Annotated in this window: 30 protein-coding genes and 1 pseudogene; 14 read left to right on the plus strand and 17 right to left on the minus strand. The window is 60.7% G+C overall.

Annotation, left to right across the window (positions count from 1 at the left end):
* Nucleotides 1–18: 18 nt before the first annotated feature.
* The 3 genes from E4P00_RS11095 to lexA are packed head-to-tail and all read right to left on the minus strand — an operon-like array spanning nt 19 to nt 2,673.
* A complete protein-coding gene (locus E4P00_RS11095) occupies nt 19–1,434 on the minus strand; it encodes a DNA polymerase Y family protein (RefSeq protein ID WP_032880794.1) in 1,416 nt (471 codons plus the stop codon).
* A gap of 7 nt (nt 1,435–1,441) precedes the next feature.
* A complete protein-coding gene (imuA, locus tag E4P00_RS11100) occupies nt 1,442–2,056 on the minus strand; it encodes a translesion DNA synthesis-associated protein ImuA (protein WP_005787796.1) in 615 nt (204 codons plus the stop codon).
* Nucleotides 2,056–2,673, minus strand: coding sequence for a transcriptional repressor LexA (gene lexA / locus E4P00_RS11105; protein WP_032880791.1), 618 nt, complete (start codon nt 2,671–2,673; stop codon nt 2,056–2,058). Before lexA ends, imuA begins: the two co-directional genes overlap by 1 nt.
* 109 nt (nt 2,674–2,782) lie before the next feature.
* Between lexA and E4P00_RS11110 the strand changes: the two are divergent.
* Nucleotides 2,783–2,972: pseudogene (locus E4P00_RS11110) on the plus strand (alpha/beta hydrolase); the annotation flags it as partial.
* A 191-nt stretch (nt 2,973–3,163) separates the two neighbouring features.
* Here E4P00_RS11110 and E4P00_RS11115 read toward each other — a convergent pair.
* Nucleotides 3,164–4,324 carry an alpha-hydroxy acid oxidase gene (locus tag E4P00_RS11115; protein WP_032880790.1) on the minus strand — a complete coding sequence of 387 codons (1,161 nt, stop codon included), beginning with the start codon at nt 4,322–4,324 and terminating at the stop codon, nt 3,164–3,166.
* Between the two features lie 120 nt (nt 4,325–4,444).
* On the opposite strand from E4P00_RS11115, the gene E4P00_RS11120 reads away from it, so the two are divergent.
* On the plus strand, nt 4,445–5,230 hold the full coding sequence (locus E4P00_RS11120) for a DeoR/GlpR family DNA-binding transcription regulator (RefSeq protein WP_248131454.1): 786 nt from the start codon (nt 4,445–4,447) through the stop codon (nt 5,228–5,230).
* A gap of 99 nt (nt 5,231–5,329) precedes the next feature.
* Here E4P00_RS11120 and E4P00_RS11125 read toward each other — a convergent pair whose 3' ends face one another.
* Both E4P00_RS11125 and E4P00_RS11130 read right to left on the minus strand, forming a co-directional pair.
* Nucleotides 5,330–5,761, minus strand: coding sequence for a DNA methylase (locus E4P00_RS11125; protein WP_216091248.1), 432 nt, complete (start codon nt 5,759–5,761; stop codon nt 5,330–5,332).
* 2 nt (nt 5,762–5,763) lie between these two features.
* The gene (locus E4P00_RS11130; RefSeq protein WP_032880786.1) at nt 5,764–5,973 is read right to left on the minus strand and encodes a hypothetical protein; all 210 of its coding nucleotides are present in this window, start codon (nt 5,971–5,973) and stop codon (nt 5,764–5,766) included.
* 198 nt (nt 5,974–6,171) lie between these two features.
* Here E4P00_RS11130 and E4P00_RS11135 point away from each other — a divergent pair, with 198 nt between their 5' ends.
* A complete protein-coding gene (locus E4P00_RS11135; RefSeq protein ID WP_032880785.1) occupies nt 6,172–6,675 on the plus strand; it encodes a DUF4142 domain-containing protein in 504 nt (167 codons plus the stop codon).
* 27 nt (nt 6,676–6,702) lie between these two features.
* Nucleotides 6,703–7,263, plus strand: a complete 561-nt coding sequence (locus E4P00_RS11140) for a type 1 glutamine amidotransferase domain-containing protein (protein ID WP_248131456.1) — start codon at nt 6,703–6,705, stop codon at nt 7,261–7,263.
* 60 nt (nt 7,264–7,323) lie between these two features.
* On the opposite strand, the gene E4P00_RS11145 is transcribed toward E4P00_RS11140, so the two are convergent.
* On the minus strand, nt 7,324–7,530 hold the full coding sequence (locus E4P00_RS11145; protein WP_005788888.1) for a hypothetical protein: 207 nt from the start codon (nt 7,528–7,530) through the stop codon (nt 7,324–7,326).
* Between the two features lie 287 nt (nt 7,531–7,817).
* On the opposite strand from E4P00_RS11145, the gene E4P00_RS11150 reads away from it, so the two are divergent.
* Nucleotides 7,818–8,294 carry a hemerythrin domain-containing protein gene (locus tag E4P00_RS11150; RefSeq protein ID WP_078821185.1) on the plus strand — a complete coding sequence of 159 codons (477 nt, stop codon included), beginning with the start codon at nt 7,818–7,820 and terminating at the stop codon, nt 8,292–8,294.
* Between the two features lie 149 nt (nt 8,295–8,443).
* On the opposite strand, the gene E4P00_RS11155 is transcribed toward E4P00_RS11150, so the two are convergent.
* The 3 genes from E4P00_RS11155 to E4P00_RS11165 form a co-directional block, all read right to left on the minus strand.
* Complete coding sequence (locus tag E4P00_RS11155; protein WP_248131458.1) at nt 8,444–8,995, minus strand: cytochrome b; 552 nt, start codon at nt 8,993–8,995, stop codon at nt 8,444–8,446.
* 151 nt (nt 8,996–9,146) lie between these two features.
* A complete protein-coding gene (locus tag E4P00_RS11160; protein ID WP_248131460.1) occupies nt 9,147–9,692 on the minus strand; it encodes a putative natural product biosynthesis protein in 546 nt (181 codons plus the stop codon).
* 62 nt (nt 9,693–9,754) lie between these two features.
* Entirely contained in the window at nt 9,755–10,138 is a 384-nt protein-coding gene (locus E4P00_RS11165) for a DUF2946 domain-containing protein (RefSeq protein WP_078821182.1), read from the minus strand.
* Between the two features lie 181 nt (nt 10,139–10,319).
* On the opposite strand from E4P00_RS11165, the gene E4P00_RS11170 reads away from it, so the two are divergent.
* Both E4P00_RS11170 and E4P00_RS11175 read left to right on the plus strand, forming a co-directional pair.
* The gene (locus E4P00_RS11170; protein ID WP_078821181.1) at nt 10,320–10,928 is read left to right on the plus strand and encodes an SCO family protein; all 609 of its coding nucleotides are present in this window, start codon (nt 10,320–10,322) and stop codon (nt 10,926–10,928) included.
* Nucleotides 10,928–11,410 (plus strand): copper chaperone PCu(A)C, encoded by a 483-nt coding sequence (locus E4P00_RS11175; protein ID WP_248131461.1) that lies wholly within the window; start codon nt 10,928–10,930, stop codon nt 11,408–11,410. The genes E4P00_RS11170 and E4P00_RS11175 overlap by 1 nt, the downstream gene beginning before the upstream one ends.
* A gap of 499 nt (nt 11,411–11,909) precedes the next feature.
* Here E4P00_RS11175 and E4P00_RS11180 read toward each other — a convergent pair whose 3' ends face one another.
* Nucleotides 11,910–12,392 carry a GNAT family N-acetyltransferase gene (locus E4P00_RS11180; RefSeq protein ID WP_078821179.1) on the minus strand — a complete coding sequence of 161 codons (483 nt, stop codon included), beginning with the start codon at nt 12,390–12,392 and terminating at the stop codon, nt 11,910–11,912.
* A gap of 175 nt (nt 12,393–12,567) precedes the next feature.
* On the opposite strand from E4P00_RS11180, the gene E4P00_RS11185 reads away from it, so the two are divergent.
* Nucleotides 12,568–12,903 carry a hypothetical protein gene (locus tag E4P00_RS11185; RefSeq protein ID WP_032880773.1) on the plus strand — a complete coding sequence of 112 codons (336 nt, stop codon included), beginning with the start codon at nt 12,568–12,570 and terminating at the stop codon, nt 12,901–12,903.
* Here the strand turns inward: E4P00_RS11185 and E4P00_RS11190 are convergent.
* On the minus strand, nt 12,893–14,506 hold the full coding sequence (locus E4P00_RS11190; RefSeq protein WP_248131463.1) for a hybrid sensor histidine kinase/response regulator: 1,614 nt from the start codon (nt 14,504–14,506) through the stop codon (nt 12,893–12,895). The two genes, E4P00_RS11185 and E4P00_RS11190, sit on opposite strands and share 11 nt — an antisense overlap.
* A 98-nt stretch (nt 14,507–14,604) precedes the next feature.
* On the opposite strand from E4P00_RS11190, the gene E4P00_RS11195 reads away from it, so the two are divergent.
* The 3 genes from E4P00_RS11195 (at nt 14,605) to E4P00_RS11205 (ending at nt 16,656) form a co-directional block, all read left to right on the plus strand.
* Nucleotides 14,605–15,207, plus strand: coding sequence for a response regulator transcription factor (locus E4P00_RS11195; RefSeq protein WP_248131464.1), 603 nt, complete (start codon nt 14,605–14,607; stop codon nt 15,205–15,207).
* 250 nt (nt 15,208–15,457) lie between these two features.
* Complete coding sequence (locus E4P00_RS11200; RefSeq protein ID WP_032880770.1) at nt 15,458–15,949, plus strand: GNAT family N-acetyltransferase; 492 nt, start codon at nt 15,458–15,460, stop codon at nt 15,947–15,949.
* Nucleotides 15,950–16,266: 317 nt separating this feature from the next.
* A complete protein-coding gene (locus tag E4P00_RS11205) occupies nt 16,267–16,656 on the plus strand; it encodes a hypothetical protein (RefSeq protein WP_248131466.1) in 390 nt (129 codons plus the stop codon).
* Between the two features lie 106 nt (nt 16,657–16,762).
* Here E4P00_RS11205 and E4P00_RS11210 read toward each other — a convergent pair whose 3' ends face one another.
* Nucleotides 16,763–17,956 carry a YgcG family protein gene (locus E4P00_RS11210; RefSeq protein ID WP_078821176.1) on the minus strand — a complete coding sequence of 398 codons (1,194 nt, stop codon included), beginning with the start codon at nt 17,954–17,956 and terminating at the stop codon, nt 16,763–16,765.
* Between the two features lie 132 nt (nt 17,957–18,088).
* Here E4P00_RS11210 and E4P00_RS11215 point away from each other — a divergent pair, with 132 nt between their 5' ends.
* Together E4P00_RS11215 and E4P00_RS11220 are read left to right on the plus strand one after the other, a co-directional pair.
* Nucleotides 18,089–18,904 (plus strand): alpha/beta hydrolase, encoded by an 816-nt coding sequence (locus E4P00_RS11215; protein ID WP_248131468.1) that lies wholly within the window; start codon nt 18,089–18,091, stop codon nt 18,902–18,904.
* Nucleotides 18,894–20,030 (plus strand): PAS domain-containing sensor histidine kinase, encoded by a 1,137-nt coding sequence (locus tag E4P00_RS11220; RefSeq protein WP_248131469.1) that lies wholly within the window; start codon nt 18,894–18,896, stop codon nt 20,028–20,030. The genes E4P00_RS11215 and E4P00_RS11220 overlap by 11 nt, the downstream gene beginning before the upstream one ends.
* On the opposite strand, the gene dapF is transcribed toward E4P00_RS11220, so the two are convergent.
* On the minus strand, nt 20,027–20,830 hold the full coding sequence (gene dapF / locus E4P00_RS11225) for a diaminopimelate epimerase (protein ID WP_248131471.1): 804 nt from the start codon (nt 20,828–20,830) through the stop codon (nt 20,027–20,029). The genes E4P00_RS11220 and dapF overlap by 4 nt on opposite strands.
* Before the next feature lie 157 nt (nt 20,831–20,987).
* Here dapF and E4P00_RS11230 point away from each other — a divergent pair, with 157 nt between their 5' ends.
* Nucleotides 20,988–21,563: an AAA family ATPase gene (locus tag E4P00_RS11230; RefSeq protein ID WP_248130185.1), complete on the plus strand. Its 576-nt coding sequence runs from the start codon at nt 20,988–20,990 to the stop codon at nt 21,561–21,563.
* On the opposite strand, the gene E4P00_RS11235 is transcribed toward E4P00_RS11230, so the two are convergent.
* Genes E4P00_RS11235 through E4P00_RS11245 form a run of 3 tightly spaced genes read right to left on the minus strand, consistent with a single transcriptional unit; the run spans nt 21,504 to nt 23,766 of the window.
* A complete protein-coding gene (locus E4P00_RS11235) occupies nt 21,504–21,920 on the minus strand; it encodes an SRPBCC family protein (protein WP_032880764.1) in 417 nt (138 codons plus the stop codon). The two genes, E4P00_RS11230 and E4P00_RS11235, sit on opposite strands and share 60 nt — an antisense overlap.
* Before the next feature lie 26 nt (nt 21,921–21,946).
* Nucleotides 21,947–22,744 (minus strand): SDR family oxidoreductase, encoded by a 798-nt coding sequence (locus E4P00_RS11240; protein WP_248131473.1) that lies wholly within the window; start codon nt 22,742–22,744, stop codon nt 21,947–21,949.
* A 17-nt stretch (nt 22,745–22,761) separates the two neighbouring features.
* Nucleotides 22,762–23,766, minus strand: coding sequence for an aldo/keto reductase (locus E4P00_RS11245; protein ID WP_248131475.1), 1,005 nt, complete (start codon nt 23,764–23,766; stop codon nt 22,762–22,764).
* Nucleotides 23,767–23,777: the final 11 nt, after the last annotated feature.

A 23,777-nucleotide genomic window follows, 5' to 3' on the forward strand; every position in this document is an offset into this window, starting at 1 on the left:
TACTCGCTCCTACCGAGCTCATGCAAACCAGCCTTGCAGCCACAGTCCATCGCTGCACCCCACATTGCGGTAGGCCCAGCCTTGCTGGCCGGCGCGGGTCTGGATCAGGTAATAGTCGCGGCGGATATCGGCGCCATCCCACCAGCCGGATTCGATGCGCTCCGGGCCCATCAGAATGTGCACGCCCTGCTCGGCCAGCAGCGTCGGTTCGGACAGCAACCAGCCGGGGCGCCGCACCTTGTTCAAGCTCGGGCATGGACGGCTGTCGGTCGCGGCTTGCCAGGCGCATTCGGGACGATGGTCAGCGTGAAAGCGCAGGCCCTGCACCGCCTCATCCCCCAGGCGCGCACGCAAGCGTTCGCGCAATTGTTCCCACGGCAGGGTTTGCTGCGGGCGGTCGTCGAACAGGTCCTGGCGCTGGGGCACGAACACCGGCAAGTCCTCGGCCACCAGGCGCAAACCGCGCACCGGCGAGGTGACCTGGACCTGTTCCAGGCGGCCACGGGCCAGTTCGAACAGCATCAAAGGCTCACGCTCGGCACTGAGCAAGCCCACCTTGATCACGCTGTCGGGCGCCTGGGCATGTTCCAGGTGCAGGTCAAAGCGCTGCACGCCACTGTCGCGCCCGCAAAGGAAGGCCGACAAGTCGCCGGTCAAGCGCCGCAATGGAAACAGCAAGGCCTGGTGGGATTGCACATCGAAGTTCAACTCGATGCGCGCCTCGAACTGGTCCGGCGGCTGATAGAACGCCAGGGCCAAGGGGCGTTGCCCGCTCAGGGCGTCGAGGTGCTTGAGCAGGCTGGCGTCAAAACGTCGCGCCAGGGTATGCCGCGGCAATGCCTGCACCTGGGCCAGGGTGCGCAGGCCCATGCGTGACAAGGCGGTGGCGGCCTGCGGGTCAAGACCGGCGCGGTCGACAGGCAGTGGCGCCAGGGCCTGCATCAAGGCGTTGTCATCGGCCACGGCCAGGCCATCGTAAAGGTTTGCCAACACCCGCGCCGCCGCCGGATTGGGCGCTGCGACGATGCGGTGACGAAAGCCAAGGTCGGTCAACTCCTTGCGCAAGCGCGCCTCGAATTGCGACCAGGGCCCAAACAGGCCCAGGCTCGATTCGATCTCGAACAACAAGGCGCGCGGGTAATACAGGCTGACCTGGGAACTGAAACGGTAGGCCCAGGCGGCAAGCAACTGCTGCAAGCGCTCGATTTCCAGAGGGTCGTATTCCACACAGGCAAAGCCCTTGGCCAGGGCATGGGCTGCCGTCAACGATTGACCAGGGCGCAAGCCCAGGGCACGGGCGGCGGCGTTGACGGTTTGCAGCACACGCCGCTGCGGCGTGCCGGCCAGCAGTGCCAGAGGCTGGTCAGGTTCGGGATGCACACGCTGCGCCCCGTCCAGCGCCAATTGCGGGAATACGATACAGACCCAACGCATGGCAACCTCAATGCCCCGCCAGGGCAATCGGTGCCGGATGGGCCAACCCGCCTCGGCACTTGAGCACGCGCACTTGTGCAGGCTTTGCCTCGACCGCCAGGCGCAAGGCCGCGGGCGAGGCATTGACCGCCTCATTCAAGGAGCGCCAGGCAAATGCCAGGGTCTGTCCGGTTTCCGCCGCCACCTGCAAGCGCCGCAAGGCCCGATCATCGGCCTTGCGCGGCCAGCACAACACCGCACCGCAACTGCCGGAGCGCAGGCATTGTTCCACCGCCCACAGCGCATCGCGCTCCTGGGCCTGGATAATGGAAAGCTGACGCACATCTACCCCGGCGTTCTGCCAGGCATGGGGATACGGCGTATAGGGCGGCGCCACCAGCACAATGCGCTCACCCAGGGCCGACAAGCGTGCCAGGGTTGGCAGCACCAGTTGCAATTCGCCCACCCCGTCCTTGGCCATGAGGATTTCACTCAAGGCCGCTTCCGGCCAGCCGCCAGTGGGCAGCACCGCATCCAGCGCCGCCAGCCCCGTGGGGTGCACGCTGGCCGGTGGTGCGGCGGGCCGGCCCTTCCAGACTCGCCCGCCATTGAACAGCGAGTCCAGGGCAACCACGGCGCCCATCAGCCTTGCCTCACCAGGCCACAGAACACCCCTTCGATGGCCAGGTCCTGGTCGGGGCCGACCACAATGGGTTGATATGCCGGGTTGCGCGGCAATAAACGCACCCGCTCGCCGTTGCGCTCGAAGCGCTTGATGGTGACCTCACCATCCAGACGCGCCACCACAATCTGCCCGTTCAAGGCTTCGGCACTGCGACGTACGCCCACCAGGTCGCCGTCGAGAATGCCATCTTCGATCATCGAATCGCCCTGTACTCGCAGCAGGTAGTCAGGGGTCTTGGTGAAAGTGGCCGGATCCAGTTGCAAGTGGCTGTGCACGTCCGCATCGGCACCGATGGGCCGGCCAGCCGCCACGCGGCCAAGTACCGGGACATCCAGCCACTCGGGACGCGCGGGTTGATTGAGCAAACGAATGCCACGGGCCTGGTTGGGGTTGACCTCAATGAAACCGGCTTCGGTCAAGGCCACCACATGCTTGCGGGCGACGCTGCGCGAGGCGAAGCCGAACGCCTCGGCGATCTCGGCGAGGCTGGGGGGCTGGCCTTGGTGCGCGATGCGCTCGCGAATGAAGGTCAGGATGGCGGTACGGCGGGGAGTCAGGTTGGTCATGGAGTACATTTGTACTCCTGTAGGAAATTTCTGACAATAACCGTCAGTCGGCGATCAACTGCCTGGTCATCACCGCATAAATATCTACACAACTTTGTAGCTACCGCACGTAACCACGCGCTTCAGCCAGCAATTATGTGAAGCCGCCCAGCAACCCCAAGCAATTGTTATGGGTGCCCGTTGCCAGCCATAACAACAGCATGAGCCTGGCCGGTCGCAACTATGGCAAGGCGCTGGAAAACCTGATGCGCACGCAGATACCCGCCCGGGTAGTGACACACTCCACAGGGCGCGACAACGCGTCATAAATACACTTTTCGACACTGGGTTCGCGTTTGGCTGTCAAGCGCAAACCCTGCCCATACTGGCCCGAAACACAAGTTGATCAAATAATGATCTTCACGCAAATCGCCAACGCAGCCGGGCCTTCGCAAAGTTATCCACAGAGATACCCACGGTTTTCGTGGACAACTCTTTTTATATTTTTACGTTTTTTTGCTCAGGCAGCACTTTCAGGAAAGGTGCCAGGCAGCAAAATTTCGCGGTTCACATCGCGTATATCGTTATAGCCACACAGCGCCATCGACACGTCCAACTCACGGGCGATGATATCGAGCGCCTTGGTCACGCCCGCCTCACCCATCGCCCCCAGGCCATACAAGTGCGGGCGACCGATCATGGTGCCCCTGGCGCCCAGCGCCATGGCCTTGAGCACGTCCTGGCCGGAACGAATACCACCGTCGAGCCACACTTCAATACGGTTGCCTACGGCCTCAACAATGGCGGGCAACTGGCTGATACTCGACGGCGCGCCATCGAGTTGCCGACCACCGTGGTTGCTCACCACCAACGCATCCGCGCCGGAGTCGGCCGCCAGGCGCGCATCCTCCACGTCAAGGATGCCCTTGATGATCAACTTGCCGCCCCAGCACCGCTTGATCCACTCCACATCGTCCCAACTCAGGCGCGGGTCAAATTGCTGGGCAGTCCAGGACGACAGCGAACTCATGTCGGCCACGCCCTTCACATGCCCGACGATATTGCCGAAGCCACGCCGCTGGGTGCCGAGCATACCCATGACCCAGCGCGGTTTGGTCATCATGTTGAGGATATTGGGCAGGGTCAGTTTGGGCGGCGCCGACAAGCCGTTGATCAAGTCCTTGTGGCGTTGCCCCAGGATCTGCAAATCCAGCGTCAGCACCAGCGCATCCACCCCGGCAGCCTTGGCGCGTTCGATCAGTTGCTCGATAAACCCACGGTCGCGCATCACATAAAGCTGGAACCAGAATGGCTGGCCGACATGCTCGGCAATGTCTTCCAGCGAGCAAATACTCATGGTCGACAAGGTGTAGCGCAGGCCGAACGCCGCAGCGGCTCGTGCGGTCAGGATCTCGCCATCGGCATGTTGCATGCCTGCCAGGCCGGTAGGTGCCAGGGCCACGGGCATGGCCATGTCCTGGCCAATCATGCTGGCGCGGATCGAACGCTCATCAATATTGCGTGCCACGCGCTGGCGGAACTTGATGCGCGCAAAATCGCTTTCATTGGCGCGGTAGGTGCTCTCAGTCCAGGAGCCGGAATCGGCGTAGTCGTAGAACATCCGGGGTACACGTTTTTGCGCCAGCTTGCGTAAGTCTTCGATGGTTGTGATCAACGACATCGGGTCACCTCTCCCTGAACTGAACACAGAGAGTAACCGGCCATCGCCCACGCAACCAGCCGTTGCGTTTCTCGAAGCTGATGACTAATCTCGCATAAACCCGCAAAAAAGCGCATAAACATGCACAACGTTCATCAAGCCATTGACCTGCCTTCCCTGCGTAAACAAAAGATCCTGTTGTTGCTCGAACGCGACGGCAAGGTCACGGCTTCCGAGCTGGTCGAGCATTTCGCCGTGTCCCAGGACACCATCCGCCGCGACCTCGGCGAACTCGCCGCCGCCGGTTTATTGCAGCGCGTACACGGCGGTGCCCTGCCTCGTCCCAAGGACACCGGCAAGGATTTCTTCACTCGTGTCGGCGAAACCACCGAAGTCAAACGCCACCTCGCGCGCCTGGCGGCCGAGCGAGTTGAAGACGGCCAGATCGTGCTGTTCGATTCCGGCTCCACCACCCTGCAGATCGCTCAGTCATTGCCGCACGAAATTCACCTAACGGTGGTCACCCCATCACCGATGATCGCCATCGCCCTGGCGGACCATCCGCATGTAACAGTGATCCTGGCCGGTGGCCAACTCAACCCCGCCACCCTTTCAACCGGCGGCCATGAAGCGCTGCGCCTGATCCAGAGCATCAAGGCCGACCTGCTGTTTACCGGCGTGTGCGCACTGCACCCGCAAGTGGGCATTACCTCGCTGCATTTTGCCGAAGTGGCAGTCAAGCAAGCCTTGATCGACAGCGCGTCCCAAGTGGTTGCAGTGACAACCTCAGACAAACTCGGTGCAGTGGAACCGTTTGTGGTGGCACCGTGCAGCCGTATTCATACGCTCATTACCGAATGGGATGCGCCGGGGGTGGAGGCGTATGAGCAATTGGGCTTGGAGGTGCAGCGGGTGATGGTTCAGTGACGCAGCAACGACTGATGAATGCGGCGCTCTCCGGTTTTTCGCGAGCGAGCTCGCTCCTACAGAAAAGCAAAAACCTGCCGCTGGACATCACACGCAGGCTCAGAACAGCACATCCGCGGCATCGCGCATAAAAATCTCGACCGTCTTGGGACCTACGCCGTCGAACGCCGCCAAGCGTTGTTCAAACGCCTGGCGATCTTCGCTGGCCTGCCGAATCCCGGTAATCTTGCCGCCGTAATCGGCATTGAGCCGGGCACTCAGGTCCAACAGGCGCTGCGCCGTGGTTTCGTCATACCGCACGTAATGCGCCCGCCCCAACATCGCCACTAACTCCCGCGATGTACAGTGCTGCAATTTGCGCGGCGTATCACGCCCCTCCTCCTCAACGATCACCTTGTAAGCCTGGGCAGCGATGGGCGCCTGGATGCGTTTGCCCATCAGGAAGCTGGCGATGAACCACTTGAACAGACTGGCGTCATCATCGGGTTTTAGCTCGATGCCCAACTGGGCAGCGCTGATGGAGCGGGCCATGCTCAATGCCCTTTGTCGAGCTTCTCGTTGATCGCATCCGTCTGGCGTTCAATGTCCTTGATCGAGGTGGGTGTCACCACTTTGTCGATGGTTTCGGTCTTCGGGTTCGCACGCTCCAGCGTCTGCCCTTTCAAACCTTCAGCCTTACCCTTCTGCGCGTCTTCAGAGCTGACGGGGTCGGGGGTTTTATCGGCGCTCTTGTGTTCGTTCACAGTGCAATCTCCTGCCTATAACGGCCTTCCAAACAGTGGCGGCCTTATGCAGCAGAACACACTGAATTTGAATTGGTTCAAGGAAATTGCCACACCCTACCGCTGGGCAAACACGCGCAAAAAAAAAATAAACCTTTTGCTCGCCCTCCCGCTCAACACTTGGGTACGGCATCGCGCCATTTCCTGAGGAGAGACACCATGACAACTCGACTGATGAAACAAATGGGCCTGACGTTCGCACTCGTTGCCGGCTCGATTTCGACCGCTATGGCGGCCACGTCCAACGACTTTGTCGACAACGCCGCCGAGGGCGGTATTACCGAGGTGGAAGCCGGCAAGCTGGCGCTGGAAAAAAGCAGCTCGGCAGACGTAAAAACCTTTGCGCAGCATATGGTGACCGACCATACCAAAGCCAATAACGAGCTGATGGCCTTGGCAAAAAAGCTCGATATCGAGGTTCCGGATGACGCCGCCCTGACCGACAAGGCGAAGAAAGCGATTCTGGAAATGCGCGACGAATCGTTCGACAAGGCCTACGCCAACAACCAGGTGGCCGCCCATGAAAAAACCGTAGAACTGTTCAAGAAAGAAGCGGCCTCTTCGGACAATGCCGAGCTGAAGGCTTTCGCCACCAAGACGCTGCCAACCCTTGAAGCTCACTTGAAAATGGCCAAGGAACTGCAAAGCAAATACGCCAAATAATCAACCTGACACCGGAGGCATCTGAGTATGAGTTCGCAACTCACGGGTAAGAAAATCCTCGTCATCACGTCCAACACCGGGATCGAGCGCGACGAGCTGCTCAAACCCCTGGAAACCCTGCGTGGCTATGGCGCGACGGTGACGCACGCCTCCAGCAAGGGCGGCACCACCCAGACCTTTGTCGGCGATACCGAAAAGGACGGGACAGTTGAGTCCGATGTGCAATTGTCTGATGTGGTCGGCAGCAACTTCGATGCATTGGTCATCCCGGGCGGGACGGTGAATGCCGACACTTTGCGTCAGGATGCCGCGGCGCTGCGCTTGATCAACGAGTTCGCTCAGGCCGGCAAGACCATCGCAGCGATCTGCCACGGCCCGTGGGCGCTGATCGACGCAGGCCTGGTCAAGGGCAAAACCCTGACCTCGTACAAAAGCGTACGCATCGACTTGGAAAACGCTGGCGCTGAGGGCGTAGTGGATGCTGAGGTCAAGGAATGCAAAGCCAATGGCTGGACCTTGATCACCTCACGGACGCCGGACGATTTGCCGGCGTTCAATGAGGCGATTGCCAGAGCTGTGGCCGGCTGATCATGGCTAACGAATGACAACAGGCGCCCATGGGCGCCTGTTTTTATATGGCTCACCGACTCAGCTCTTGCGATGCTCGGCCATCTCGCGCTTGGGGCCGAACATCGCCCATGCGATCAACCCCAACAGCGGCACGAAAACCAGTACCACCACCCACAGTCCCTTGGTCTCCCAGCCACCGGTACTGCGCAAGACGATATTGATCGCCCACAGTTCCAAGAGCAGCAGAATCACTGCCAATATGATCCAGATATATTCTATTTGCATGATTCACCTCCTGAGGTCTAAAGGTTAGGTCAAGCAGATCGCTCAAGGGTTCCATTAGAATTTTCAGGAACGCTCACGCGAGCCCGGCACGTGACCGGCAGGAGTGCGTTGTGCAATCTCGAAAGGGCCAGACCATGCAAGCTGCACGACGAACCCGCCCCTATAGACCCCTATCTATTTGATTTAAATAGTTATTTAACCCCTATTAAAGTTGGTACGGCTGATGCAATTCCCTCACTACGAGGCGTGCGTTTCGACATGCCCGACAACTACCCGTGAGGTTGCACATGAATGCCATCGACCTGCTTAAAGCCGACCATGAACGCGTCAAGACCCTGCTGACCCAACTAAGCGAGTCCACCGAGCGCGGGGTTAAAAAGCGCACCGAGTTGCTAGCCAAGCTCGAGATGGAAATCACCCTGCACACCAAGCTCGAAGAAGAAATCCTTTATCCCGCTTTTAGAAAAGCCGGTGGCAAGGAACAAGACATCATGTACCACGAGGCCAAGGAAGAGCACCGCACCGTCGACTCGCTGGTGCTGCCCGACCTGAAGCAGACCGAACCCTCCTCCACCGAATTTTCAGGCCGTGTGAAAGTGGTCAAGGAACTGCTTGAGCACCACATCGAAGAGGAAGAAACGGAGATGTTTCCCCAGGCGAAAAAACTGCTGGGCAAGGCAATACTTGAAGAGCTGGGGGCCGAAATGGAGGCGATGAAAGCGGCCTACAAAAAATCCTCGACCAGTAAATCTCTTGCGGCCTGATAGGCCCGGGTACGATCAGCCGTAATACGCGCGAGGGTGCCCCGGCCTACCTCTGGGTGAAGCGCATCGAGTGGTGCGCTACATCCGCTTGAAGGCCACATGGCGGTGCCTGTGAAGCGTGCAGGCATTGCGTCTCTCTCATCAGCGCTTCAAGCCCGACGACTGAACATGCGTCGCAATACCTGAGGCTCGCCTCGCAGCGAATGCACAAGCACCGCGCCGATATGCCCGACCATCAATACCAGCATCGTCCACCCCAGTTCGCTGTGGAAGTCGCGGCCCAGATCAATCATCCACTGCACCTTTTCGCCTTCCAGGCCCTCCATGATCGTCAGGCCAAACGCCGAAAATTCGCGACCGGAGCCGTACTGGCGCAGCAGCCCGATCACGGGGATCAGCAACATCAGCGCATACAGCGCGCCATGCCCGATCGATGACCAGCGGTTCACGCTTGGAGGACGACGGTGCCGGTGCAACAGGTTCCAGCTGGCCCGCAGTATCAGCAGCACCAGCAATAACAACCCTGTGGGCTTGTGATAGGGCCACAGCAGTTTGTCCACCGTAGAGTCGGAAGCCAGGTAGTGGGCCACCGCCGTGCAATAGATCCAGGTGAAAACCAGGGCCATCAACCAGTGCAGCGCCCGACTGACAACATCGTAGTGATCACTGGGCAAAGGGGTTGTCTCGAACATCTTCTTCATCGCAGCCTCTTGTGTTTTTGGCGTCGAACGTGAACATCGCACTCTTGCGGGTAAAAAAATACCGTTCCCATCAGCAGTATGAAAAAACAGTTTCATCCTACAAAAAGTTCGCGTTTCTTACGTCGCCTCACGTCATAGTTCGACCAGCACTTCAAGGCACCGGTTGCCAGCCGCTGAAGCCGGCCTGGCGGGTCAACGGGCACCAGGCAAAATCCCCTGCCGGGGCAGGCAACACCTGGCGTTCGATATCAGCCAGCGGCCTGCCCTTCCAATCGACAATCCGTGCGTCTTGCCAGGCCAGAACCACGCCCTGGGCCTGGCTTTGATCGGTCGTCACCCAGCACGCCGCCGCGGCAGCCATAAAGGTTTCTATCGGCTCGTTATCTATTTGCGCACGGTACATCGAGCCCAGCAGCCAGCGGCAGACGTTCAGATGGTAGGTCCAATCCAACGGCGGCTGATTGCGATAGGCCCAGGTCATAAAGCTGCGGAACAGGTTCAGCCCCTCCGGCGGGTCAAGCCTGAGCAATGCCGGGCAGATATCGAACAAGGTATGCCAATGGGGCAACAGGCGTGCATCCAGGTGCACAAAGCAACGGGCATTACTCGGGTAATCGGGCAGCGCGGGCTCCGCGCGCAGGCGACGGGACGCCTTGCTGACCAGGCGGCTGGCGCCTGCAGGCAATAGTTGATTCATGGATAGCACCCATAATCGTGACGGCAGAATGCCCCCTGGTCTCAGGAGGCCCAAGGCATACGTCAGAATGCAGGGGAGGCGCGGGGGTTGGCCGAGGGCCAGGAGTAACGCGGTGGCGCCTTGTTGCGCCGCTCATGGCCCGGGCGCGGGGTTTGCCCGAGGCCAAGAAGCCAGGCCAGGCCGATCAGGAATACGATAGCGACGGTAATGGCGTTGCAGACCGGGCAGGCAAAGTAGTTCGAGATGTTGCTGGAACTCGGATCAGCCAACCCTTTGTCGGAAATTGGCAGTTGGCCACCCTCTACCGAACAGAACAGCCCACCGATGCCGTTGAGCTGCTGGCCCATCATCTGACCGTGCCCCAAACCGCAGGCGAACAGGTTCATCAGCACGCAGAAGTACAGGGCCCAGGCGATCAGCGAACGGTCAGAGTGATGCAGTTTCATGGCGGCGACTCTACCACCGAAGCCGCAAAAGGATGAAGTACGGTGCGCCCCTGTGGCAGAACGTCGCAGATTACGCGCAGTGGCCAGGGTTGATAGACTCTGCACCCTTCTCGTTACTCCTTTTCCAAGCCTGGTGAGGCAGCTCCATTGCTGCGCAGGCGTTTCACAGGATGCATAGTTGATGAGTACGTTATTCACCCGCCGCAAAGTGCTGACCGGCATGGGCCTGTTGGGCCTGGGCAGCCTGCTGGGCGGCTGTGACTACACCCCCAAGCTGAACTTCAAGTACGGCAAGGACCTCAGTGACAAGATCATGGGCCGCACCTTCAAGCTCAAGAACACCGACGGCGAAACCGTCACCCTGAGTTCGTACAGCGGTTTGATGCCGGTGGTGTTCTTCGGCTTCACCCAATGCCCGGCCGTCTGCCCGACAGCCCTGGCACGCGCCGCCCAGGCCAAGAAGCTGATGGGCCGCGAGGGCAGGATCATGCAGGTGCTGTTCATCACCCTGGACCCCGAGCGCGACACTCCCGAGATTCTCAACAACTACGTCAAGGCTTTCGACCCCACCTTCGAAGCGCTCTACGGCACCCCGGAAGAAATCGCCGTGGCCGCCAAGGAGTTCGGGATCTTTTATGAAAAGATCCCCGCCGGCGACACCTACACCCTGTCCCACACCGCCACCAGCTTCGTGTTCGACACCCGTGGCTACCTGCGCCTTGGCTTGCAGGCATCCCTTACCGCTCAAGAGTGCGCAGAAGACCTGCTCACCGTCATGGAGGTCTGCTAATGACTACCGCTCAATACCTGAAACGCTTTGCCTTCGGCCTTACCCTGCTCGGCCTCGCCGCCCACGCCAGCGCCCAGGTGCAAGTGACCGACGCCTGGGTGCGCGCCTCCGTACCGGGCCAGCCGTCCAGCGGTGCCTTCATGACTCTCACCGCCGACAGCGACAGCCAATTGCTCAGCGTGGCCTCGCCGGCGGCCAAGGACGTGCAGATCCATGAGATGAGCATGAAGGACGACGTGATGCGCATGGGCCCGGTGAAGTCGCTGGCGCTGCCGGCGGGTAAAGCCGTCAAGCTCGACCCCGACGGCTATCACGTCATGCTGATGGGCCTGACCGGCCAGATCAAGGAAGGCGACCAGGTGCCGCTGACCCTTACGGTGCAGAATGCCAAGGGTGAAAAGCAGGCCGTTGAGGTGACGGCCAATGCCCGTGGCCTGGACGGCATGGATCACAGCCAGATGGACCATAGCAAGATGCATTGATTGCCCTGTGGGAGGGGGCTTGCTCCCGATGGCGGCCTCGGGGCCGACCAGGATGTTGGATCAGGCCGAGTACATATCCGTTATTTAGGTAACGGCTGATATTGGTTCCGCTTTTACAGCGGGTCACTTTGGAAAAGAGCCCCAAAGTAACCAAAGGGCTCTTGCCCCACCACTCGGCACCTCGCTTAGGCTCGGTGTGCCCGTAATCCGCCATGGATTTGGGGGGCCGCCGCCACGCGCCATCCATGGCGCGGGGCGGCTAAAACCGGCATCCCTGCCGGTTTACCCCCCAAATCCCTGTCGAATTCCGGCCAGCGTGGTTTGACGGGGCGCCTAAGATCAAGATCAAAAGCAGATCAAGAGCGGCTCGCTTCGCATCGTGGTTACGGTCGGCTGCTTCAGAGTTGTGTAGATATCGATACTTATCGGGAGCAAGCTCCCTCGCCACGGATTCGGGGCCCAGGCGTTGCTCAGGTCATTGAGCAATTGCGCGCAGCATTCAAAACGCCGGCATGACCCGCAGCCGCTTCACCATCGGCACACACGCCAGCACCAACCCCGAGGGTGAGTGATACACCGCCTGCTCATCCCCCACATAACCACACGAGCGGTAGAAACTCTCCGCATTCAAGGTGGCGTCCAGCACTACCTTTTCAATCTCCATCTGCCGTGCAATGCCCTCCACATGCGCAAGCATCGCCTTGCCATAGCCGCGCCCAGTGAACGCAGGCCGCACGAACAACGCTCCCACCTCATGGTGGTCAGGATCGAGCATACCGGTAGCGACAGCTTCACCGTTCACCCAGCCCAGGTAGAACGGTTTGTCCATCAACACGCTGTAGCCATCACTTGCGCAACCTCGGGTCCAGAGCGCCATTTGCTCCGCGCTGTAGGCGCCAATGCACTGACCGCGAATGGCGTCACGGCGAATCTCGAACGCTCTGTCGGCGTCGTCTGGCGTAGCTCGTTTTATCTCCAACACTGCCTGTTCCTTCCATGACTTCAAATTGCCATTAGCCCATTTGTGCTAATCGACCCTGCCCGCCTGCGGCGCTATATTCCTCGGCACTTCCAACGCTTCCTCAGCACCGCGCATTCATTGCGTGCGGGTTTGTTGCGCGCTGGAAAAACCAAAACAATCCCAAGGAAGACGCACCATGAAACTCCACTCCCCTGTTACTCGCCTTGCCCTGCTGGGCGCCTTGATCATCGGCGTCGCCGGTTGCAGCAATATCAAGCCCACTGAAGATCACCTCAAGAAGCTGTCGGAAACCAACCTGGGCGAGCCGGTTAAACGTATTTCCAATGTGCGCAGCGATTCCATGACCACTTACTATGTAGCCAACACTGCGTCCGGCGAATACAACTGCTCCGTACCAAGCGGGGCCAGCGGCGGTGCATTTGCGATCGCCAGTTTTGGCCTGATGAAACCTGCCGCCTACTGCCAGCCAAAAGGCGCACGTGGCAACGGGCTGACACCGTTCATGCAGTAACTTTTTCCTGGCTGAGGTCACGCAACCTGCCGCGCAGTTCCGCAGGGCGCACCGGTTTGGACAAGATGGCGATCTGACGGTCGTGCAACGCGGCCTGGATTCTCTCCACGTCGTGACCGGTGAGGATCAACGCCGGCACCGCCCAACCGCGTTGCTGGCGTAGCTCGTCGATGCATTCGATGCCAGTGGCGTGATTACCCAGGTCGTAGTCGGCGACGATGATATCGCAGTCGCTGACCAGCCCCTTCCCACTCGACTCAGCCTGCACCTTGCACCCCCATCGCTCCAGCAGCGCCTGGGTGGCAAGCAGCACGTTGTGGTCATCCTCCACCAGGCACACTTTCAGACCGGTGAGCAGACCGGCCTGGCGCACATCGTCGCGCAGCGCCAGTTGACGCGGCGCGGTGGCCAGGGCCAGGCCGTGCAGGCTCACCGAGGTGCCCTGGCCCAACCGCGAACGCAGGCTCACCTGCATCCCCATCAATTGCCCCAGGCGCTTGACGATGGACAGCCCGAGGCCCACGCCTTCGACATCCTTGTCACGCAATTGGCGCACGCGATAGAACTCTTCGAAGACCTTTGACAGATGCTCCCGTGCAATCCCTCGCCCCTGATCATGCACCTCTATGACCAAGCCGTTTTCACGACTACGCACGCCGATCAGCACTGGCCGCTGCGCGCCGTACTTGAAGCAATTGGAGAGCAGGTTTTGCACCATGGTTGCCAACATGCCCGGGTCCACCCGTACCCAGTGAGTGCAGGGGCGCAAGCGCAACTCCACACCGGCCCAGCGTGCGGCCTCGGCGTTCTGACGCACCAGGTCGGCGAGAAAGTCGCCCAGTTGGATCACCTGGTATTTGGGCAACAGGCGACCGTTGTCGAGGGTGTAGAGGTCGAGGATCGAACGGAACAGTTGCGACACGTTGAGCAGCGAGCGATCGATATTGTCCACCAGCCGCCGCTCGTCATCCCCCAACCGTGCTTCGCGCAGGCAGGCGGTGAACAGGCCAATGGAGTGGATCGGCTGGCGCAGGTCATGGCTGGCTTGGGCGAGAAAGCGGGATTTTTCCAGGTTGGCGGCAATGGCTTGTTCCGAAGCCTTGCGCGTGCGCTCCAGAAGGATATGGGCGTACACCGGGATCACCGTGCTGGTGATCATCAGCATCAACACCATGAACGGTTGCGCCTGCCACAGCGGCGTAAGCTGGTACACGATCAGCAGCGCCAGCAACGCCAGCCCCGTGGCAATCGCCAGGTAGCGCGACCCGTAGCGCATCCCGTTGCCCAGGTTCACCCAGACCATCACCGCATACAGCGGCAACGCCGCCTCACCACCCACCACCAGGCCGAACGACGTGCCGGTGTAGTCGTGGATCATGCCGAAGATGCGCCGCGCCGGGTAATGCCCGGGCCAACGTGCGATCACCTGGCGCAACACGATGGACGCCAGCAGGAACCCGAAGATATACAGGATCACCGGCAGGTAGGTGTCCAGCGACTGCCCGGGCAAAAAACCCAGTACGCTGATATACACAATGGCGATGGTGGCCACCACGATGCGCAGGTTAGCCTGATCGAGTTCGGAGTTGGTCTCGGGACTCATAGTCATATCCTTGACAGATCATCTTTGGAAAAGGGGCCCTCGGCCCGCTGGTAAAGTAGCATGCCTCGACACCACCTTGCCCCAGGAAGGAGCTCACCATGACCGGCCGGATCATCATCGCCGACGACCACCCGATGTTTCGCGAAGGCATGGCGCGCACCGTGCGGCGCCTGCTACCCGACGCCCAGGTGCAAGAGGCCGGCGACCTGGCCACGGTGAATGCGCTGCTGTGCGAGCCGAGCGAAGTCGACACTCTGATCCTCGACCTGCGCTTCCCCGGCCTGACTTGCATCAGCCAACTGGCCGAACTGCGCCAGCAACTGCGGCGCACAACGTTGATCGTGGTGTCGATGGTCGACGACCCGGCGCTGATCGAACAGGTGATGGCCCTGGGCGCCGACGGTTTCATCGGCAAGAACATCGCCCCCGACGACATCGGCCAGGCGTTGCTGGCGATTCGCGCCGGCGAAGTGCTGGTCAAGTTCGCGCCTTCGGGTCTGCTGCCGCTGGACACCCACACCCTCACCCCCCGCCAGCAGGAAGTGCTGCGCCTGATTGCCCAGGGCAAGACCAACAAGGAAATCGCCAAGGCCCTGGATATTTCGCCGTTTACCGTGCGCATTCATGTGTCGTCATTGCTGCGCAGTTTGAATGTGCCGTCGCGGGCGGCGGCGGCAGTAAAGTATTCCGGGGAATTCTAGGTCGTCCAAATGTGGGAGGGGGCTTGCTCCCGATGGCAGTGGGTCAGTCCAAGATGCGTTTACTGACACTCGCTCATCGGGAGCAAGCCCCCTCCCACATTGGACTGAGTCGCATCAGTCAGGCCTGCGCTCTGCATCCGATATTTCAGTTGAACCTCACACCTTCCCCTCCAAGCAAATGGCCTTGCTGTGCCATAAGCTCGACGTTTCTTTATGATGTTGCCTTTCGCTCAACGCCCTGGAACCACCCATGCCCACCCTTACCCTGCGTACCGCTCTGCCCACCGACGCCCACCGCTGCTTTGAAATCGAAACCAGTGCATACGAAGGCGACGAAGCCGCCACCCTGGAAAAAATCACCACGCGCATCGCCCAGTATCCCCAGGGCTTTTTGATCCTGGAGGCGGATGGCGAAATCGCAGGTTTCATCAATTCCGGCTGTGCCCACAATGTGGTGATGTCGGATGAGGCATTCAAGGAGTTGGTAGGCCATGTGGCCGAGGCGCCGAATGTGGTGATCATGTCGGTGGTGGTCGACCCGGCACATCAAGGCAAAGGCTATGCAAAAAAACTGATGACCGCGTTCGTGCAGCGCATGGCAGCAATGGGTAAGCAGACGATTCACCTGATGTGCAAGCACCAGCACGTGCCGTTGTACACCCGCATGGGCTACACCTATGTGCGTCCTTCGCCGTCGGATCACGGTGGGATGGCGTGGCATGAAATGGTGAGAACTGTCTAAGAAAGGTCATTACATAACTGTTTCCAATCGTGAAACAAGCGCACACCACTGAGCCGTCAAATGTATTTCTACAAATGAAAACCTGAGAACCAACGACGCTTTCTTACATCCAGCCTGACTCTGCTGCCCCTTTTGCCGGATTGCACCTATCGCCACTCTCACTATTTGGAAACCCGCGACCACAGCGGTTTCACTCGGTTACATTCACCCGAAATGGGCCGCATTGAGCGACTGCTCATGGCGCTGTAGCCTGCGAAACGCCGAGCCGGGACCACGTCCTGGCGGGTCAATATCCCAGCTATCAGAGAGGTGCAATCGTGTCTTCAATCAATGGTTCCAGCCCATCTTTCCCTGCATACCAACCCGTTGACAACGGCAGGATCGACAACGACAAAGCCAGATACAACCCCAAGGAAGAAAACCAGATTGGGGACGATGCAGAAGTGTCCGATGGCAAGGGCGGCTGGAAGAACATCGGCGACGAATACAGGACCCACGCCAACCGTAGTCGGCTGGATAAAAACTTCCTGCCTGCGGACGAAAAGGCCGTCGACAACTCTCAGGTCAACACTGCCCGCAGCCAGTTAGATCGCAACTTCCTGCCGTCGGACGAAAAGGCCGTTGAAAACGCTCCAGGCAACGCCAACCGTGACCCCATTGATTTCGAAATCAAATCCGATGGCAAGGGCGATTGGGTCAAGGCGTAATACTGCAACCGGCTGTTTGCGGTCCAAACCGTTGTGCCTCCCCATGGCATTGCCAAAGACCCGCTTGCCATGGGGGGGTTCGAAAGTGTGGGGATCGGCTACCGCGTCACCAACTGCCGGAAGCCCCACCGCCACCACTGGAACCACCGCCACCGGAGGAACTGTCACTGGAGGTGGAACTGCTGGAACTCGAACTGGAGCCGCTACCCGATCCCGTCCCTTCACCGACCTTGCCGAAGATGATCAGCGCGACAAACGATGCGATGGGAAACGCCAACAGCCAGCCGTCGCGGCCGCCGTCAATCACCCACCCTGCCACCACGTACACGACTACCGCCGCCAGCAGTCGCACACTAAAACCTGCACGGCTGGTGCGCCAGGTCTCTCTCATGATCAGCAGTAGCACCAGGTACAACCCCAGCACCACCAAGACGCCCAGTGGCCACAGCAGCCAATGGATGAAACTGACGTCCACGTACTGGTTTGCCACCACCAACCCGAGGATATAAGCCAGCAGCCCGATTACACAGTAAAACAGCGTACGCACCTGCCACAGCGCGCCGAATATCGCGCCGCCTATCAACAGCGTCAGCGGCATGACAAACAGGAACATCGGCCACTCGCGACCGCCCGCCAGCAGCGTCAGCAACAGCGTGGCCGCCACGGTGACGATCAACGCCCGGCGCCAATGCAGCTTGCCGGCAGCGACCGCCACGCCGCCCAAGCCGCCGAGGATAAACGCCACCAGCAACGCGATAAATTGAGGGTTGATCCCGGCGCCCGCCAATGGCGGTAAGTCACCGCCGTCCACCAACACGGTCAGGGCGTCCACGCCCTGTTGCACACCGCCGGCAAAATCACCTTGGCGAAACGCCGGGGTGATCTGTTCTTCAATAATGCGATGAGCCAGCAGGTCGGTGACGATGCCTTCCAGGCCGTAGCCCACTTCAATGCGCACTGCGCGATCAGCCTTGGCCACTACCAGCAGGATGCCATCGTTGACGTCCTTGCGCCCCAGCTTCCAGGCGCGAAACAGTTGGTTGGCATAGTCTTCGATAGCGGCGCCGCCCGTGGTCGGCACCAGCAACACCGCGACTTGCGCGCCTTTGCGCGCTTCAAGGTCGCCAAGCTGGTTTTTAAGGCGCTGGGTGGTGGTTGCGTCGAGGGTGTTGGTGAGGTCAATCACCCGCTGGTCGAGGGCGACCCCGATCGGTGAAGTGTCCGCCTGGGCTATGTTCAGCACGCCGAGGAGCACCAGGGCCAGCAAACCCGAGACCTTTTGACGCCAATTCCCTATCATGTTTTGTTACCTGAGGTTTCTTCCTTAAGCTGCCGACTTTACCTTATCGACGTATAACGCGTGACCCCAGGTGCGCGACTATCTAAACTGCGGCCTTACCCCGCATAGCAAATTGCCAGCTACGAGAACGCCATGGACCTGCGCTACCGCAACAATGTGAGTGTGATGGGCGACGGTCCTTCGACGCTGGTGTTTTCCCACGGCTTTGGCTGCAATCAAGCGATGTGGAACCAGTTGACGCCGCACTTTAGCCAGCGCTTTCGCGTGGTTCTCTACGACCTGGTCGGTGCGGGCCGGTCGGACCTCAGCGCCTTCGACAAAGCCAAATACCTGGCCCTGGACGGCTACGCCCACGACCTCAACGAGATTATCGACGCCTACGCCCAAGGCCCGGTGATCCTGGTGGGCCACTCCGTCAGCGCGATGATTGGCACCCTCGCCGACCGTTTTGTCCCCGGGCGTATTGCTGCGCACGTGATGATCGGCCCATCGCCGCGCTATATCGACACTGACGATTATGTTGGCGGCTTCAAGCGCGAGGATATCGACGACCTGCTCGACACCCTCGACAGCAACTACCTGGGCTGGTCGAGCGCGATGGCCCCGGTAATCATGGGCGCGCCGGACCAACCGGCACTGGGTGATGCGTTGACCGAGAGCTTTTGCCGCACCGAGCCGGACATCGCCAAGCAATTTGCCCGGGTGACCTTCCTTTCGGATAACCGCCAGGATGTAGTGGGCCTGACCACTGCGGTGTTGATCCTGCAATCGACTGACGACCTGATCGCCCCCGTAGCCGTGGGTGAATACCTGCACCGCGTGCTGCCCAACAGCACTTATTGCCTGGTGGAGAATGTCGGCCATTGCCCGCATATGAGTGCACCCCAGGCGTGCGCAGCGGCAATGGACCGGTTCCTGACCCCCTGGGCGCCTGCCGATGCCCGCTGACGCGTTGTTCGACAGCGCCGCCTGCGCCCTGGCCGTAACCCACGAAGACGGCACGATCCTGCACGTCAACCCGCGCTTGAGCGACTGGCTCGGGTTCAGCGCCGCCGAACTGCAAGGGCGGCGCTTCCAGGACCTGCTGACCATGGGCGGGCGGATTTTCTACCAGACCCACCTGGCACCGATGCTACGCCTGCACGGCAGCGTCACCGAAGTGAAGCTCGACATCCGCCACAGCGCCGGGCACAAAGTGACCGTATTACTCAATGCCAACCAGCGCCGGCAGGCCGACGGCGTGGTGCATGACCTGGCACTGTTCGGCACCACCGACCGCGACAAATACGAGCGCGAACTGCTCAATGCACGCAAGTTGGCCGAAGCGCTGCTCCAGGAAAAAACCGCCACCGAGGTCGCCCTGCAACAGGCCCAGGCCGAACTCAGCGCGGCCTATGCGGTTGCCCAGCGCCGGGCGTTGTTTGCCGAACAAATGGTGGCGATTGTCAGTCATGACTTGAAAAACCCCCTTACCGCCATCCGCATGGCTTCGGACTTTCTGCAGCGCGGCGAGCGCACGGCCAAGGAGCGCCAACTGTTGGGGCATATCGGCCAGTCGGCCGAACGCGCCCATCGCATGATCGCCGACCTGCTGGACTTCACCCAGGCGCGGGTCGGCCAGGGCATCACCATCAAGGCGGTGCCGCTGGATTTGCACGGCGTTATTCAACATGCGGTGGATGAGTTGCGGGTGGCCTTTCCCAGGGCCACGCTGGTGCATCAGGCCGAAGGCAACGGCCAGGCGTGCCTGGATGCCGACCGAGTGCAGCAGATGATCGGTAACCTGGTTGCCAACAGCGTGGCCTATGGCGACCTGCTGCAACCGATCACCATCACCTCGCGCCTGGGCGACAACGCCTGCGCGGTAGCGGTGCACAACCATGGCCTGGCGATTCCCGAAACTTTGCTGGCCGGGTTGTTCGAGCCCATGACCCGTGGCACCGACCAGGGCAGCGATGTGCGCAGCGTCGGCCTCGGCCTGTATATCGTGCGCGAACTGGCCAAGGTGCATGGTGGCGATGTGGCGGTGACGTCCTGCGCCACGGCCGGTACTACGTTTACCGTGACGTTCTAGGCCAGGTATGCGGCGCCCTGCATGATCGGCTCGACACGGCCGGTCAAGATCACCCCGCCCTGCCCGTCCCACTGCACCGTGACCGTGCCACCGTCGCATTCGACCTCCACGCTGTCATCGAGCAACCCGCGCCGAATCCCATTGACCACCGCGCCGCAGCAGCACGAACCGGAGCCCAACGGCACCGCGCCGCCACGCTCCCAGATGCGCAGGCGGATACGGCCACGGCTCAACACCTGCACAAAATGCACATTGGTCTTGGCCGGGAACAGCGGGTGGGCTTCAAGCGCCGAGCCCACCGCCGCGACATCGATGGCAGCGATGTCTTGCACAAAAAACGTGCAATGCGGGTTGCCCATGCTGCAGGCCGCCGGGTTACCGTCCATGGGCAGCACGCGGGTGTCCATCGCCTCGGCCAGCGGCACCGCCGCCCAGTCCAGCGACGGCGCGCCCATGTCCACCGACACGCGCTGCCCGTCGACGCGTGTGCACGTCAGCAAACCGCGGTCGGTGCGTAATACGACGGTGTCGATGCCGGTCTCGTGCATCAGGCGGTCAGCCACCCCGCGAGTCGCGCTGCCGCAGGTTGGCAGCCGCGTGCCGTCGGGGTTCCAGAACTGGACATGTGCGACGGCGTCTCCACAGTCGAGTATCACCGCCAACTGATTGAAACCGATACCCGAGCGGCGGTTGCCCAGGCGGGCGGCGACCTGTGCAGTGATGGGGTTGTCCTGGCCACGGCGGTCGATGATGATGAAGTCGTCGCCATGGGCGTGCATCTTCACGAATGGCAGGGTCATGGGGCGCAGGTCCTGTTGTCGAAGTGAAGCAGTTCTAATAACACTGTAGGAGCAAGCTTGCTCGCGAAAATAGTCAAGACCACACGTTTACCTGGAACTACGCGTTATCGTTGACGTTTTTCGCGAGCAAGCTCGCTCCTGCAAAGAGTTGATGACCATGCTTATCGTATTCAGCGGTCTGCCCGGCAGCGGCAAGACCACGGTTGCCAGGGAACTGGCGCGACAGACCGGCGCGGTTTACCTGCGTATTGATGTGATCGAACAGGCGCTGCGCGATGCTGCCGTATTGGCGGGGGATGTAGGCGCCAGCGGCTACAGCGTGGCCAATGCATTGGCGCTGAGCAATTTGCGCCTGGGGCATCGGGTCATCGCCGATTGCGTGAACCCGGTCAGGGAGAGCCGCCAAGCCTGGCAAGCCGTGGCGACGACAGCGCAGGTTGAACTGATCAATATCCAGGTGGTGTGTGCTGATCAGCACGAGCATCGGCGCCGTGTGGAAAGCCGCGTGGGCGATGTTCCCGGTCTGGCGCCGCCGACCTGGCAGTCGGTGCTGGTGCATGAGTATGAATGCTGGGATGAGCCGCCGTTCAGGCTCGATACGGCGCAGAGGACGCCCGCTGAGTCAGTTGCAGCGATCCTCGCCCATCACCAGTTTTTTCCCGATAACACCGGTTCAGTTGGGGAAGTTGCCGCGCAACGCCTCCAAGCCACCGCTGTAGACGCCGGCAAATAACTCCTCCACCGCCGCATCCGTGGTGCCCGCTGCCGGAGTGAACACGCCGGACCAGGTGACTTTCGCCGACGACTCGGTCAGCGCTTCAACCTGCACGGTCGCCAGATACGCGCTCACCGGAAACGGCGATTCTTCAATCGTGTAGCTATAAATGCGCGCCACGTTGTCAAAGGTCTGCAAACGCTCGACGATCTGGCCGCCGTCAGCGGTAGTCAGGTGACGCACACGGCCACCTTCGCTCGGCTCGCTCTTGGCGATAAAGGGCAGCCAGTCGGGCAGGCTGTTGAAGCCGCCAATCAGTTGCCAGACCTGGTCGGCTGATGCCGGGATTTCAATTACTGAAGACGCTGTTGCCACAATAAATACTCCAATCAGGGGAAAAATCAGATCGCCATACTGTCGACAACGCCACCGTCTACGCGCAAAGCGGCACCGGTAGTGGCAGACGACAGCGGTGAAGCAATGTACGCCACCAGGTTCGCCACTTCATCCACATTGGCTGCACGCTGGATGATCGAGCTGGGCCGCGCATTACGCACAAACACATCGGCTTCTTCCCGCGCACTGCGCCCGGACTGGGCCGTGGCGTCCTTGAGCATCTGTTCCAGGCCGTCGGTAAAGGTCGGCCCCGGCAAAATCGCATTCACCGTCACCCCGGTGCCTGCCAGGCGCTTGGCCAGGCCGTGGGAGACCGCCAGGTTGGCGCTTTTGGTCACGCCGTAGTTGATCATGTCGGCCGGCGTCGCCACCCCGGATTCCGACGACACAAAGATCACTCGCCCCCAGCCCTGCTCGACCATGCCCGGCGCATAATGGCGCGACAGGCGCACGCCGGAAATCACATTGACCTCATAGAAGCGCGTCCACTCACTGTCTGGCGCCTCGAAGAAATCCACATCGTTGAAGATGCCGAGGTTGTTGACCAGGATATCGGCGCGAGGTTCGGCGGCGAACAGTTTCTCGGCGCCCTCCAGGGTGCCAAGGTCGGCCACCAGCCCACGCAGGTCAGCGCCGGGCACCCCTTGGCGAATGCTGGCCAAAGCGTCGTCGACCTTGCCCGCGTCCCGCCCGATCACTACCACCGTTGCGCCGGATTGCGCCAGGGCCTGGCTGATGCCCAAGCCGATACCGGCAGTGCTGCCGCTGACGATGGCTACTTTGCCGCTCACATCAATTTTCATGGTTAGCTTCCTTAAGATTAGAGAGGCAAAGGCGCACGATCCGAAATCAGTCGGGCCTCGCGTAGCGCTTGCCAGAAGGCTGCTGGAATCTGTTCTGACAACGCCGCAACGTCTTCAGCAATGCGACCCGGACGACTGGCACCGGGAATCACCGCCGCCACGGCCGGGTGTGCCACGGAGAACTGCAACGCCGCGGCTTTCACGCTGACGCCGAATGCCTGGGCAATCGTTTTGATCTGCTCGACCTTGCTGATGATCGCAGGCTTAGCGGGTTGGTATTCAAAGTGTGCGCCGCCGGCGAGGATGCCAGAGCTGTACGGGCCGCCGACCACAATTTCAACCTGCTGGGCCAAGGCGGCGTCCATCAGGCGTTGCAGTGCGCGCTCGTGGTCCAGCAGCGTATAGCGGCCGGCGAGGAGGAACCCGTCGGGCTGCGCCTCAGTCAGGTCCAGGGTCAGTTCACACGGCTCGACGCGATTGACGCCCAGGCCCCAGGCCTTGATCACACCCTCCTCGCGCAAGCGGGTCAGCACTTTGAAGGCGCCGGTACGGGCCTGGTTGAAGTAGTCCAGCCACTGGTCGCCGTAAAAATCCTGGGCGATATCGTGAATCCACACGATGTCGAGGCGATCGGTTTGCAGGCGCTTGAGGCTATCGTCAATGGAGCGCAGGGTGGCATCGGCGCTGTAGTCATTGAGGATTTTATTCGGGCGGCCGTGTTCGAACACGCCGCTTTTTTCGCCAAGGTCGCGGGCGCCGGTTTCGACTTCATCCAGAATCACCCGGCCGACCTTGGTGCTGAGCACGTAGTCATCACGGTTGTAGTGGGACAGGGCCTGGCCCAAGCGGATTTCCGACAGGCCCGAGCCGTAGAACGGCGCGGTGTCGAAGTAACGGACGCCGTGGTTCCAGGCGGCTTCGACGGTGGCCTGGGCTTCGTCTTCAGGGATGGCGCGGAACATATTCCCCAAGGGTGCGGTGCCAAAGCCCAGTACGCCGGGGAGTTTGTCTTTCAAGCTCATGGTGAGATCCT

Origin of the sequence: Pseudomonas sp. B329, assembly GCF_023127835.1 — a bacterium.
In the GTDB taxonomy this organism is placed as follows: Bacteria; Pseudomonadota; Gammaproteobacteria; order Pseudomonadales; family Pseudomonadaceae; genus Aquipseudomonas; species Aquipseudomonas synxantha_A.

Excerpts from the sequence above, each read along its gene's own strand:
- E4P00_RS11120 (WP_248131454.1), top strand. The coding sequence starts at position 4,445 with ATGCACAACGTTCATCAAGCCATTGACCTGCCTTCCCTGCGTAAACAA.
- lexA (WP_032880791.1), bottom strand. The coding sequence starts at position 2,673 with ATGTACTCCATGACCAACCTGACTCCCCGCCGTACCGCCATCCTGACC.
- E4P00_RS11240 (WP_248131473.1), bottom strand. The coding sequence starts at position 22,744 with ATGAAAATTGATGTGAGCGGCAAAGTAGCCATCGTCAGCGGCAGCACT.
- E4P00_RS11140 (WP_248131456.1), top strand. The coding sequence starts at position 6,703 with ATGAGTTCGCAACTCACGGGTAAGAAAATCCTCGTCATCACGTCCAAC.
- E4P00_RS11245 (WP_248131475.1), bottom strand. The coding sequence starts at position 23,766 with ATGAGCTTGAAAGACAAACTCCCCGGCGTACTGGGCTTTGGCACCGCA.
- E4P00_RS11135 (WP_032880785.1), top strand. The coding sequence starts at position 6,172 with ATGACAACTCGACTGATGAAACAAATGGGCCTGACGTTCGCACTCGTT.
- E4P00_RS11165 (WP_078821182.1), bottom strand. The coding sequence starts at position 10,138 with ATGAAACTGCATCACTCTGACCGTTCGCTGATCGCCTGGGCCCTGTAC.
- E4P00_RS11170 (WP_078821181.1), top strand. The coding sequence starts at position 10,320 with ATGAGTACGTTATTCACCCGCCGCAAAGTGCTGACCGGCATGGGCCTG.
- E4P00_RS11200 (WP_032880770.1), top strand. The coding sequence starts at position 15,458 with ATGCCCACCCTTACCCTGCGTACCGCTCTGCCCACCGACGCCCACCGC.
- imuA (WP_005787796.1), bottom strand. The coding sequence starts at position 2,056 with ATGGGCGCCGTGGTTGCCCTGGACTCGCTGTTCAATGGCGGGCGAGTC.
- E4P00_RS11185 (WP_032880773.1), top strand. The coding sequence starts at position 12,568 with ATGAAACTCCACTCCCCTGTTACTCGCCTTGCCCTGCTGGGCGCCTTG.
- dapF (WP_248131471.1), bottom strand. The coding sequence starts at position 20,830 with ATGACCCTGCCATTCGTGAAGATGCACGCCCATGGCGACGACTTCATC.
- E4P00_RS11175 (WP_248131461.1), top strand. The coding sequence starts at position 10,928 with ATGACTACCGCTCAATACCTGAAACGCTTTGCCTTCGGCCTTACCCTG.
- E4P00_RS11190 (WP_248131463.1), bottom strand. The coding sequence starts at position 14,506 with ATGAGTCCCGAGACCAACTCCGAACTCGATCAGGCTAACCTGCGCATC.
- E4P00_RS11195 (WP_248131464.1), top strand. The coding sequence starts at position 14,605 with ATGACCGGCCGGATCATCATCGCCGACGACCACCCGATGTTTCGCGAA.
- E4P00_RS11230 (WP_248130185.1), top strand. The coding sequence starts at position 20,988 with ATGCTTATCGTATTCAGCGGTCTGCCCGGCAGCGGCAAGACCACGGTT.
- E4P00_RS11160 (WP_248131460.1), bottom strand. The coding sequence starts at position 9,692 with ATGAATCAACTATTGCCTGCAGGCGCCAGCCGCCTGGTCAGCAAGGCG.
- E4P00_RS11115 (WP_032880790.1), bottom strand. The coding sequence starts at position 4,324 with ATGTCGTTGATCACAACCATCGAAGACTTACGCAAGCTGGCGCAAAAA.
- E4P00_RS11095 (WP_032880794.1), bottom strand. The coding sequence starts at position 1,434 with ATGCGTTGGGTCTGTATCGTATTCCCGCAATTGGCGCTGGACGGGGCG.
- E4P00_RS11125 (WP_216091248.1), bottom strand. The coding sequence starts at position 5,761 with ATGGCCCGCTCCATCAGCGCTGCCCAGTTGGGCATCGAGCTAAAACCC.
- E4P00_RS11220 (WP_248131469.1), top strand. The coding sequence starts at position 18,894 with ATGCCCGCTGACGCGTTGTTCGACAGCGCCGCCTGCGCCCTGGCCGTA.
- E4P00_RS11145 (WP_005788888.1), bottom strand. The coding sequence starts at position 7,530 with ATGCAAATAGAATATATCTGGATCATATTGGCAGTGATTCTGCTGCTC.
- E4P00_RS11210 (WP_078821176.1), bottom strand. The coding sequence starts at position 17,956 with ATGATAGGGAATTGGCGTCAAAAGGTCTCGGGTTTGCTGGCCCTGGTG.
- E4P00_RS11215 (WP_248131468.1), top strand. The coding sequence starts at position 18,089 with ATGGACCTGCGCTACCGCAACAATGTGAGTGTGATGGGCGACGGTCCT.
- E4P00_RS11150 (WP_078821185.1), top strand. The coding sequence starts at position 7,818 with ATGAATGCCATCGACCTGCTTAAAGCCGACCATGAACGCGTCAAGACC.
- E4P00_RS11155 (WP_248131458.1), bottom strand. The coding sequence starts at position 8,995 with ATGAAGAAGATGTTCGAGACAACCCCTTTGCCCAGTGATCACTACGAT.